Below are 12182 nucleotides of genomic sequence, written 5' to 3' on the forward strand. Positions count from 1 at the left end.
TATTAGATTGATTGAATTGGTGTTTCTTTTGGAAAACGATCTAAAGCATTCTCTAATATCGTTTGCATTTCTGCATAATGTTCTTTTTCCACCGGAAGAATCGGTAATCTGACTGTTTGCCCAACCGGCATTCCCATAATCTCCATACCTGCTTTAATGAGAGAAACGGCATACCCTTTTCGCTGACGGCGAATGTTGTTGATCGGCATGATGACCTGCTGATAAATTTCATTGACCGTTTCTTGATCTCCGCTCAGGATGCCATTATAGAACTTACGTGAGATATGCGGGATGTAATTGGATATCGCCGATGAATAGGAATCAAAGCCAAGTGGAACGTAGGCCGACATGGTAACTTCCGCAAGCGGCATTCCGTTCAGCCAGCCGAAACGTTTTCCGAAGGTTTGTGTAAGGAGTCCATTCAACTCCATATTGCCCAGACCGTCTTTGACGCCGACTACCTGCGGGACCTCAGCAAGCGCTTCCAAAGTTGAAAGTGAAAATGCCACATTATCACGCTGATATACGATGGAATTCAAGTCTGTACTCTCTGCGATGGCTTTGAAATAAGCCGACAGACCTGCCTGTTCTCCAGTAACAAGATATGGAGGTAATATTAAATAACCATCTGCCCCTTTATCCGCAGATATTCTGGCAAGTTCGAGGGAAGTTTGAATATTCCCGCCTACCCCTGTGTATACAGGTACTTTTCCAGCGGTGACAGATACGGCTACCTCAACCATCGCTTCATATTCCTCTTTACTTAATGATGGATATTCCGCTGCTGCACATGCCACGAAAATAGCTTCTAGTCCCTCATCTAATAAAAATTGGATATTTTGGGCGAGTGCTTGTTCATCAAGCTTATTACTCGTTGTGAATGGTGCCACGGGAAATCCGAGAATTCCTTTAGGTGCCTTGCGGATCTTATTCATTTTTTATTCCCCCTTGTGTATTATTGTTTTATTGTAAGACAAATACACCATCTGGTCAATCGTATTTTTTTTATTTTCTGAAAAATGAAGCACTACTTTATCCCTCGATAATTTCGCTTCTAATATATACAAAAAAACACGATAATGAAGGAGCTAAAATGAAAAACCTTTTAAGAAAAAAAGCCATTGACAAACAATTTTATTTGTCTTACCATTGGACAAAACTAAATATTAAGAATTTTCACGAAGGAGGAAACAGTTAACATTGTAAGCGGTATCAATTAGAAAATATAATAAAATACGATTAAGGAAGTGAGTATATGAACGCTGAAGAAAAAGTTTTTCAACCATCTCCTAAACTGCCAAGTGCCCAGAAAAAAACACGCACACGATGGTTCATTGTCTTTATGCTCTTTTTGGTTACAGCCCTGAATTATGCGGATCGTGCGACGCTATCCATTGCGGGTACGGACATGTCTGGTCAGCTTGGTCTCGATTCAGTCATGATGGGCTATGTTTTCTCCGCTTTCGCTTGGTCTTATGTAGCTGGACAAATTCCAGGCGGATGGCTTTTAGACCGTTTTGGCTCGAAAAAAGTTTATTTTTGGAGTATTACGTTATGGTCTACCTTTACGCTTTTACAGGGGTTTCTCGGTTTTTTCGGTTCTGCGGGAACGGCTGTCATGGTATTGTTCGGACTGCGTTTCTTAGTTGGACTGGCGGAAGCCCCTTCCTTTCCAGCTAACAGCCGCATCGTTGCCACCTGGTTCCCAAGCCATGAACGCGGAACCGCGGCTGCCACTTTCAATTCGGCCCAGTATTTTGCAACCGTTCTCTTTGCACCGATCATGGGTTACATTACGTATAAATTCGGTTGGGAATACGTCTTCTTCTTTATGGGGGCTTTAGGAATCATCGTTGCTTTCATCTGGCTGAAAACGATTTATGGCCCAAAGGAACATCCTCGCATCAACCAAGCTGAGCTTGATTATATCGAAGCTGGCGGCGCCTTGATCAATATGGATCAAACCAGTACAAATAAGGAGGAAAAGAAAGGCGTCAACTGGAATCATATTAAGCAGTTATTATCAAATCGCATGCTGTTAGGTGTTTATCTCGGACAATATTGCATTACGACGTTAACGTACTTTTTCCTGACATGGTTTCCTGTGTACCTAGTACAAGAAAGGGGCATGAGCATTCTTGAAGTTGGATTCGTCGCTTCCCTTCCGGCCATTTGTGGATTTTTTGGCGGCATTCTCGGAGGGACATTCTCGGATTTCTTGTTACGGAAGGGATTCTCATTGACTGTCGCCCGAAAAGTGCCAATTGTTGTTGGGATGATTCTATCGATGAGCTTGGTGGCAGCAAACTATGTAGATACCGAATGGGTTGTCATTTTCGTTATGGCCCTTGCGTTTTTCGGTAAAGGATTCGGGGCACTCGGCTGGGCGGTAGTTGCCGATACCTCACCAAAGGAAATGTCAGGTGTCAGCGGCGGGCTTTTCAACACATTCGGAAACATTGCCGGCATTACAACACCGATCATCATCGGATATATCATTGCCACGACAGGGTCGTTTAATGGTGCGCTAGTCTTCGTATGTGCCAATGCTCTTGTCGCGATTTTAAGTTATTTATTCCTAGTTGGTGAAATTAAACGTGTAAAGTTAAAATCATAATCAACTAAATATTCTGATATAGGGGGAAAAATCATGAACAATCAATTACTAAAGGATCATGTAAAAATCGGCACACCGGTAATTTCAGAAATGAGCGTCATTCCAGTTGCGGGCCATGACGGCATGCTTTTGAACTTGAGTGGTGCCCATGCTCCTTATTTCACCCGGAACATCGTCATTCTAAAAGACAATGCGGGGAATACGGGTGTAGGTGAAGTTCCTGGAGGCGAAAAAATCCGCCAGACACTCGAAGATGCTAAAGAATTGGTTGTGGGCCAGTCCATTGGGACATACAACAACATTCTAAATGCCATCCGCAAGCAGTTTGCGGACCGGGATGCTGGGGGGCGCGGCCTTCAGACGTTCGATCTTCGTATTGCCATTCATGCCGTAACAGCATTGGAAGCGGCACTTCTTGATTTAGTTGGCCAACATTTAGGTGTTCCAGTCGCGGCCCTTCTCGGCGAAGGACAGCAGCGTGATAAAGTGGAAATGCTGGGCTACTTATTTTATGTAGGCGACCGCAATAAAACAGATCTTGGTTATTTAAGCGAACCGGAAGCGGAAGATGACTGGATTCGCCTCCGTCATGAGGAAGCGCTGACACCCGAATCGATCGTCCGCTTGGCAGAAGCCGCCCACTCTCGCTATGGATTCAATGATTTTAAATTGAAAGGCGGGGTTTTGCGCGGGGAAGAAGAAATCGAAGCGGTGACAGCACTTGCGGAACGCTTCCCTGAAGCCAGGATCACCCTTGACCCAAATGGCGGCTGGCTGCTTGAGGAAGCGATTAAACTTTGTCGCGATCAACATCATGTTTTGGCATATGCGGAAGATCCATGCGGAGCGGAGAATGGTTTTTCCGCCCGGGAAATCATGACGGAATTCAGGCGTGCAACGGGCCTCCCAACCGCTACGAATATGATTGCAACGGACTGGAGGCAAATGGGGCACTCCATTCAACTTCAATCCGTGGACATTCCTCTTGCCGATCCGCATTTTTGGACGATGCAAGGGTCCGTCCGTGTCGCTCAAATGTGTAACGACTGGGGCTTGACTTGGGGATCACACTCGAATAATCACTTTGATATTTCACTTGCCATGTTTACACACGTTGCTGCAGCCGCACCAGGAAAAATCACTGCGATCGATACCCACTGGATTTGGCAGGATGGTCAGCGTTTGACGAAAGAACCTTTTAAAATTGTCGGCGGAATGGTCGATGTCCCTTCCAAACCCGGACTTGGAATTGAAGTGGATATGGAACAAATCGAGAAGGCACATCAGCTTTATAAACAAAAAGGACTTGGTGCCCGTGATGATTCAATGGCTATGCAATACTTGGTTTCCGGATGGAAGTTCAATCCGAAATCACCTTGCCTTGTCAGATGATTTTTTTTCCAACAATGCGTGCGTCTCTCTCTTTAGAGCGGCGCATTTTACTTTTTTTGGACATAGGTCTACATGCAAATAAGTGTATTATATTATATAATTAGTCTTACAGTAGGAATACATATAGGCTTTAACAGAAAAGGGGTTACACAATGGAAGAATCGTCAAAGAAATTAGGCGTACAATCGGTACATCGCAACACTCTTTCACAACAAGTCGTGGATCAAATTGTGCATCTGCTCGTCACTGGACAAATGAAAGCGGGCGACAAACTGCCTCCTGAAATGGAACTTATGAAAGAACTTGAAGTAAGCCGGCCTGTTTTACGTGAGGCGCTCAGTGCCCTTGATACACTAGGGGTCATTACGCGGAAAACGCGTGAAGGAACCTTTTTTAACGATAAAATCGGTACACATCCATTCTCTGTCATGCTTGCGCTGGCTACGGATAATTTACCAGCGATCATCGAAGCGCGAATGGCTTTGGAGTTGGGATTAGTAACAATGGCTGCCGAGAAGATCACAGACGAGCAACTGGAGAAACTGCAGGTTACGATTGACACGATTGCCAATAGTGAAGACAACGATTATGGAGAGGCCGATAAAGAATTCCATAAGATCATCGCTTTAAGTGCGAACAATCCCATCATTGAAGGCATGATCGATTCCTTATTGATCACTCATAATAAAATAAATAGCTTGATTCAATTCAGGGAACGGGAACTGACTGTGAAGTATCATAAAGCCATCTATGCTGCACTTGCAGCACATGATCCACATGAAGCATTCAGCCAAATGTACAAGCACCTTGATTACGTCCGTCAGAAAGTCCTTCAATATTCTCACGAACATTAATATATTGTTTGCGAGGTACCGCAGCAAACTAATGGATCACTCAATGATTCTATTTCATAAGGAAAGTGGATTTTTTCAGGGAACCTATTTTGCTTCCGAGATTTCAGAGTTCAACTTATCTTTTAAATCCATTGATAGCATAATTCTTTTTGAGAAAAACTGGATAGTAACGGAACTATCCAGCCCCCACTAATCCACTTTCGATTGAAATCACCCGATGAAGTCTAAACCTTCCTCATGGAAATTGCTGGCTAACCACAATCCCCACCCAAATATCCTGCCAAGGCTCCACCAAAAAAACATGCATCCCTGCTTACTGGCAGGAATGCATGGATTCTTTTTAATTCATGGTTTAGTATGCACTCCAACCAGCATCTGCCGTAATGACAGTACCATTAACAAAACTGGAATCGTCTGAAGCAAGGAATAATGCCACTTTAGCGATTTCCTCAGGTTTGCCGTTTCGTGGATTGATTGCCATACCCAGTTGTTGGCGAGAGAAGCCAAACTCATTGATATTCGTCATGCTGGAACCAATATTGGTTTCTACTCCGCCTGGTGCTATAGCATTGCAGCGAATCCCTTTATTGGCATACATGTAGCCCGTGTTTTTCGTGAAACCAACGACTGCATGTTTAGAGGCAGTGTAAGCAGCACCAGCCCGGGCACCGTACAAACCGCCAGCAGAAGCAATATTGATGATGACCCCTTTTTGTTTTTCTAAAAAGATCGGCATCACCTTTCTAGTCGAACGCATGACGCTTGTCGTGTTAATGGCAAAAATCCGATCCCATTTAGCATCTTCAATGTCCCCAGCAGGTTCCATGCCATCCATGATACCCGCGTTATTCACCAAAATATCCACCGTTCCATACGTACTGACCGTGGTATCGATTAAATGTTGAATATCTTCCTCCACCGCTACGTTCGTTTTAATGGCAAAGGCCACTCCGCCATTCGCTTTTATTTCTTCCACCGTATCGTTCGCACCATCAAGATTTAAATCCGATACGACGACTTTAGCTCCTTCTCGAGCATAATCTATGGCAATTTGTTTCCCCATGCCTGATGCTGCTCCTGTCACAACAGCAACTTTGTCTTGTAATTTCATTTGAACTCCCCCATTCATTCTAGTGAAGCGTTACTTATTGTACAGATGTTCATTATCTACCTTCCTTTATAGTATAATTAGTTTCAGTAGGCTTATACAATCAGCAAATGCTGGCCCCAATGTTGAATAATGAACAGAAAGTAGTAACTATGTTTATTAAAAGCACAATAACGAACAAAGGATGAAGAAAATGACTGATAATAATACTGGGATTGATAGAAGGATCAGGAAATCCAAAATGGCTTTGAAAGAATCCCTCATTTCTTTAATGCAAAGTAAGGATTTCAGGGAGATATCGATTACTGATATTGTAGAACTCGCCGACCTTAATCGGGGTACATTTTATAAACACTATCAGTACAAAGAGGAACTGCTTGAAGAGGTCATGGAGGATGTGATTGCCGATTTGATCATATCTTACCGGGAACCTTATAAGAACGCCGAAACTTTCACCATCAATGAACTAACGGCTTCGGTCATCAAAATATTTGAACATGTAGCTAACCATGCAAACATTTATACCCTCATCCTAAAGTCGAATGCATGGCCTACATTACTGGAACGGATTTGTAATGAGTTGAAGAAACTTCCAGTGGAGGACCTGGAAGATTACCGGCCGAACCCTAAGATCAATAAAGAACTCGCCTCCAGTTACCAAGCATATGCGATATTGGGCATGATCATCGAATGGGTCAACACTGGCTTTAAATATAGCGCTGACTATATGGCTGAACAGCTGCTGGAAATCCTTAATAATAAATCGGTAAATGCCGTCTTTAAAATAAACCATTTAAAGCAGAAATAAGAGGGCTGCACCAGCAACCCTCTTATTTCTGCTTTAAATCGCCTGCCCTTTGGAAAGAAACCTTTTTACAACAGACAAGAAAGCTGATAAATCATCATCATGGACAAAGTGTCCGGCATCCTCTATCGTCACCAATTCGCAATTCGGGATAAGCTCGGAAACCTCCTGCAATTTGTTTTGGGGAATATGGCTGGCCCCGCCCCCTATAACAAGCGTCGGCATCATAATATCGGCGAGGCGTGCCCACCATTCGGGATCGGGTTCATTAAGCTGCTGTAAAATCGAAGGCACTACCTGCCAATCAAACGGCAGTGGGATAGAAGGCCTGGAAGGAACCTCCATTGGTTTATCCGAGAAAGGAGGCGGCGTATCTTCGACAATCAATCTTTCTATCCTCGAAGGAAAGGTTTGTGAGAAAAGATAGGAAACCGTCCCCCCCATGGAATGCCCCATTAGCGAAAACCTTCCCAAATCAAGCGCATCTGCAAAAAGAAGCAAATCATCACGCATCGATTCAAAAGTATATGTATTCGTTCTCGCACTCCCACCGTGGCCCCGTTGATCTAAAGCTAAAACACGATAACTTTCTCCTAATGCGGCAGCCGCTTCATCCCATGATTCCGAACTTTTTCCCAGTGCATGAAGAACAACAAGCGGTGGAGCAGAAACATACCCGCACTCCCGATATTGAAACGTGAGTCCATTCAACTCAATTTGATTAACCCTAATTTCCATCTCCGTTCACTCCCAGGATCGGATTCGTCATTTTGAACCCCGATCTATTTTAAAAAAAACCTCTAAAATACTATGTTGACTATAAGTAAATTATACGTTTTATGCCTTCATCCATTATTCATCCTTTGGCTTAATTCCGCAGCAGCCTGAATTACATTCCGTTACGGGCCTTAACGTGAAAAGCAGAATAGAAAAAGCCCCATGCTGCCTGAACGATTCAGGTGGCATAGGGCCTTTTATTGTTTCATTTAAGCGGTTTGATCTTTTTTCACAGCTGGTTTTTCTTCAGCCGGCCAAGCACGCTTAATGAATAATGCCAGAATCAGCGCCACACCGGCAATGAAGGTAGATACAAAGAAGGAGAAGTTAATTCCATCCAGCATTGCCTGCATCCCGATTTGGGCTTTCATTTGGCCCATCATCTCAGCGGTGGGCTGGCTTGTTAATTTGCTCATCGCTTTCGTCATTAAATCTTCGGCAGTAGAAGCTGCACGGTTAGACATGACCGTAACGAGCAATGCCGTACCGATCGCACCGGAAATTTGGTTCAGTGTGTTATTCATGGCTGTACCGTGCGGGTTCATGCGGGCTGGCAGCGAGTTCAAACCATTTGTCATGATCGGCATCATGGACATTGACATCCCGAAGGAACGAACGGAAAACAGAATTACAATTTCTGTATACGTAGTTTCCATTGATAATTTACTTAGCAAATACGTAGTTACCACGGTGATAAGCAAACCGATTGAAGCAAGGATGCGGGCACCGAACTTATCGAAAAGCTTACCGGTGACCGGTGACATGAGAGCCATTAATAACGCACCTGGAAGCATCAATAATCCAGAATCGAATGGTGAAATGCCACGTACTGTTTGTGTGTACATCGGAATTAAGATCATCCCCGAGAACATCGCCATGTTCAGTACGATTGAGATCGTTGCGGATAAAGCGAACATCGGGTGCTTGAAGATATTGAACTCAAGCATTGGTGTTTCCATTTTAAGCTGGCGTGTTATAAAAAGGATCAGAGAGATGGCACCGACAATCAGTGTCCCGTATACCTCAAGGCTATCCCACCCCTTGCTGCCTGCCGAACTGAACCCGTAAAGCAAACCGCCGAAGCCTAAGCTTGAAAGGATGACCGATATTTTATCAATTGAAATATTGACTTTTTCCTTGTGGTCTTTAAGTTTAAAGAAGCCGAAAATAAGCACTAGTAAAGCTAGCGGAGTAATGAAATGGAATAGCATTCTCCAATCATAATGTTCAATGATCCAGCCTGAAAGCGTCGGCCCGATTGCAGGGGCAAACATCATGACCAAACCGAATAGTCCCATTGCCGAGCCCCGTTTTTCAACAGGGAAAGAAGTTAAAAGTACGTTCATTAATAATGGCATCATGATTGCCGAACCTGCAGCCTGAACCATACGTGCGCTCAATAATAGCGGGAATACATGCGCTACACCTGCCACAATCGTCCCGATTGAGAATAGGAGCATGGCTGTCAGGAACAGATTACGCACCGAATATTTTTTTATTAAAAAGGCAGTTGTCGGAATCATGATTCCGTTCACGAGCATGTAGCCTGTTGTCAGCCATTGGACTGTGGAAGTCTCGATTCCCAGGTCTATTTGGATTGATGGCAGTGCAATATTTAAAAGGGTTGAATTCAGTATCGCTATGAACGCACCGACCATCAGTATGGCCAAAATGCCATACGAACCTTTTTTCTCATTTATTTGTGCAGTACTCACTTTTTATCTATTCCTCCATTCAAACTATTGGTTCATTTAATTAGACGAGCGGTATATTAAAAACTCACAAAATCAATAATATACCCCTAGTTCATTTTTTGCAATAAAAATTTACTGGTTTAAATAGGGGTTTGTGCTGTGATGAAAAATAGAGTACGATTAATTTTATACAAGCAGTATAATGAAAATCAGGTGATATAATGAACAATCGAAGGCAGAATGTCATCGATACGGCTCATAAGCTGTTTATTGACAAAGGCTACCAAGCAACGTCCATTCAGGACATTTTAGACGGCAGCGGTATATCAAAAGGTACATTTTATAATTATTTCCCTTCGAAGGGTGAATTATTTATAGCTATTTTCCGCTCCTTTTATACAAAGATTCGCCATGAACGGGAAAAACTGTTGATTGGTCAAGATTCCGCCGATATTGAAATTTTCATCCGGCAGCTCGAACTGCAATTGATGGTGAACAAGCAAAGCAAATTGCTTATCCTGATCGAAGAAGTCCGTGTTTCCAATGATGAAGAATTAAAGCAATTCATCAATAAGACGCTATTGTTGAGCTTACGCTGGATGTATAACCGTTTTATCGATATCTTCGGTGAAAGTAAAAAACCCTATCTTTTAGATAGCGTCATTATCTTTCATTCGATGATGACCCACATGAATCATTTTAGTTACCGTGCTAATCCCGCCGGTACACCGGATATACAAATTATCCGCTATTGCATGAATCGCATTGTCCATTTAGTCAATGAAGTGGCTGAAAGCGGGGAACAGATCATTGATCCGGAATTAATGGATACGTGGTTTCCAAAATTCACAAACCAGCTTGATGCTTGCCATAATGATTTGCTTCATTCCACCACGGAATTGAAAAAAGCGATAAACAAGGCTATTCCTTGCGATGAAGATCGAAGAAGAGCCATTGAATTGGTCGATTTCATCCAAGATGAGCTAATGCAGTCAGACAAACCGCGAGAATTCCTGATAGAAAGTCTGCTAGCAACTCTGAAAACTGGATATGCTTCACAGATCCAAGCATTGGAGCCTTTTGAAGAAAGCATCCATTCTTGCTTGAGCCGATGAAGATTGAAGATACGCACCTACCGAAAGCGGCAGGTGTTTTTTTATGGCTTTTTGAATTAGCCTGATTTTAAAAAAGAGTTGGTTTTATAAAAGCGACCTAAGGAAACACTATCCTTATCATAATAAAGGGAGGTCTATCTACTTGAGTGTGAAAGAGAATGCTTTGTCCATATTGGCTCTGGGCGGAGTGAATGAAATCGGTAAAAACATGTATGTGATTCAATATTCTAACGATATCGTCATTATTGATTGTGGTGCAAAGTTTCCTGATGAAAGTTTATTAGGAGTCGATTTGATCATTCCTGATATTTCCTTTCTTCAGGAGAATAAGGAGAAGATCCGCGCTTTGATTGTGACTCATGGGCATGAAGATCATATCGGCGGTATCCCTTATTTCTTGAAAAAATTGAATGTGCCCATTTATGCCACACGTTTAACACTTGGTTTGATTGAATTAAAGTTAAAGGAACATAACCTTTTGGGTGATACGGAATTAATCCAGATCGATTCGGATTCAAAGCTGGAATTCGGGGAAATGGTTCTGGACTTTTTCAAAACGAATCATAGTATTCCCGATTGCCTCGGAGTCACCATGCATACGCCGGAAGGTACGGTCGTTCATACAGGGGACTTCAAGTTTGACTTGACTCCGATGAATGATCAGTATCCCGATATTCATAAAATGGCCAAAATCGGGAGTGAAGGTGTCCTCGTTCTACTATCGGAAAGCACGAACGCAGAGCGTCCCGGCTCCAGTCCCTCGGAGCATCTGGTTGGCAGCCATATTGAAGAGGCCTTCATGCAGGCAAAACAGAAAGTCATCCTCTCGACATTCGCTTCAAATGTCAATCGTGTTCAACAAGTTGTGAACGCTGCACAGAAGACAAACCGGAAACTAGCCCTGATTGGACGAAGCATGGTGAACGTCGTAACCGTTGCCATTGAACGCGGCTATCTCGAGGTTCCTGATGGGATGCTTATCCAACCACAAGAAGTCGATAGTTATGCTCCGGAAAGGGTCGCGGTTTTATGTACAGGAAGTCAAGGAGAGCCGTTTGCCGCCCTTTCCCGCCTTTCCAGTTCGAATTATCGGGATATGAGCATATTGCCTGATGACACAGTGATTCTTGCCTCCACACCAATACCCGGAAATGAACGGGATGTTTCACGTATCATCGACAACCTGTTTCAACTAGGTGCCAAGGTCATTTACGGTTCTGGGACTGTAACGGGCATGCATGTATCCGGACATGCTTATCAGGAAGAGTTAAAGCTCATGCTTACCCTGATGAAACCTAAGTATTTCATCCCGATTCACGGTGAGTATCGGATGCTGCACCAGCATCGATTGTTAGCTGAGTCTGTCGGGGTGGAGAAGGACCACACTTTCATCATCAATAATGGTGATGTGGTGGATATTGAAAACTCCGTTGCCCGTCAAACAAGAAAGGTGGCTGCCGGCAATACCTTTGTCGACGGTGTTGGCGTCGGGGATGTTGGAGAAATCGTTCTGCGGGACCGCAAACAGCTTTCCGAAGATGGAATGCTCGTCATCGTCATAACACTAAGCAAGACAGAAAGAAAAATAGTCTCAGGACCCGATACCATTTCCCGTGGATTTGTATATGTTCAAAATTCCGAGGACCTCCTAAAAAATGTGAATCGTATTGTCACGAAAACGGTCAACGACTTACAAAGTGAAAAAATATACCGATGGAACATCATTAAACAAACCATTAAGAAGGAACTGGGGCAATATCTCTTTAATCAAACTAAGAAAAAACCAATGATCCTTCCAATAATCATTGAAATTTAGCGCC

10 protein-coding genes are annotated in these 12182 nt (G+C 43.3%); 6 read left to right on the plus strand and 4 right to left on the minus strand.

Annotation, left to right across the window (positions count from 1 at the left end; genetic code table 11):
• Window positions 1-2 precede the first annotated feature (2 nt).
• Window positions 3-935, minus strand: coding sequence for a 5-dehydro-4-deoxyglucarate dehydratase (gene kdgD / locus NYE65_RS06420; RefSeq protein WP_034309652.1), 933 nt, complete (start codon window positions 933-935; stop codon window positions 3-5).
• A gap of 320 nt (window positions 936-1255) precedes the next feature.
• Here kdgD and NYE65_RS06425 point away from each other — a divergent pair, with 320 nt between their 5' ends.
• The 3 genes from NYE65_RS06425 (at window position 1256) to NYE65_RS06435 (ending at window position 4863) form a co-directional block, all read left to right on the plus strand.
• Window positions 1256-2617: an MFS transporter gene (locus NYE65_RS06425; protein WP_328177519.1), complete on the plus strand. Its 1362-nt coding sequence runs from the start codon at window positions 1256-1258 to the stop codon at window positions 2615-2617.
• Between the two features lie 33 nt (window positions 2618-2650).
• Window positions 2651-4009: a glucarate dehydratase gene (gudD, locus tag NYE65_RS06430; RefSeq protein ID WP_283929123.1), complete on the plus strand. Its 1359-nt coding sequence runs from the start codon at window positions 2651-2653 to the stop codon at window positions 4007-4009.
• Window positions 4010-4161: 152 nt separating this feature from the next.
• Window positions 4162-4863, plus strand: coding sequence for a FadR/GntR family transcriptional regulator (locus NYE65_RS06435; protein ID WP_034309657.1), 702 nt, complete (start codon window positions 4162-4164; stop codon window positions 4861-4863).
• Between the two features lie 352 nt (window positions 4864-5215).
• Here the strand turns inward: NYE65_RS06435 and NYE65_RS06440 are convergent, their stop codons facing one another.
• Window positions 5216-5974 carry an SDR family oxidoreductase gene (locus NYE65_RS06440; RefSeq protein WP_253513348.1) on the minus strand — a complete coding sequence of 253 codons (759 nt, stop codon included), beginning with the start codon at window positions 5972-5974 and terminating at the stop codon, window positions 5216-5218.
• 190 nt (window positions 5975-6164) lie between these two features.
• On the opposite strand from NYE65_RS06440, the gene NYE65_RS06445 reads away from it, so the two are divergent.
• Window positions 6165-6779: a TetR/AcrR family transcriptional regulator gene (locus NYE65_RS06445; protein WP_054399846.1), complete on the plus strand. Its 615-nt coding sequence runs from the start codon at window positions 6165-6167 to the stop codon at window positions 6777-6779.
• Between the two features lie 33 nt (window positions 6780-6812).
• Here the strand turns inward: NYE65_RS06445 and NYE65_RS06450 are convergent, their stop codons facing one another.
• Together NYE65_RS06450 and NYE65_RS06455 are read right to left on the minus strand one after the other, a co-directional pair.
• Window positions 6813-7514: an alpha/beta fold hydrolase gene (locus NYE65_RS06450; RefSeq protein ID WP_340860068.1), complete on the minus strand. Its 702-nt coding sequence runs from the start codon at window positions 7512-7514 to the stop codon at window positions 6813-6815.
• Window positions 7515-7762: 248 nt separating this feature from the next.
• A complete protein-coding gene (locus NYE65_RS06455; protein ID WP_328177574.1) occupies window positions 7763-9211 on the minus strand; it encodes a DHA2 family efflux MFS transporter permease subunit in 1449 nt (482 codons plus the stop codon).
• A gap of 257 nt (window positions 9212-9468) precedes the next feature.
• Between NYE65_RS06455 and NYE65_RS06460 the strand changes: the two genes are divergently transcribed.
• Window positions 9469-10362, plus strand: a complete 894-nt coding sequence (locus NYE65_RS06460; protein ID WP_328177514.1) for a TetR/AcrR family transcriptional regulator — start codon at window positions 9469-9471, stop codon at window positions 10360-10362.
• Between the two features lie 142 nt (window positions 10363-10504).
• A complete protein-coding gene (locus tag NYE65_RS06465) occupies window positions 10505-12178 on the plus strand; it encodes a ribonuclease J (RefSeq protein ID WP_106026133.1) in 1674 nt (557 codons plus the stop codon).
• The last annotated feature ends 4 nt before the right edge of the window (window positions 12179-12182 follow it).

The sequence above is a fragment of the Peribacillus sp. FSL R5-0717 genome, from assembly GCF_038002945.1.
Classification (GTDB): Bacteria; Bacillota; Bacilli; order Bacillales; family DSM-1321; genus Peribacillus; species Peribacillus frigoritolerans.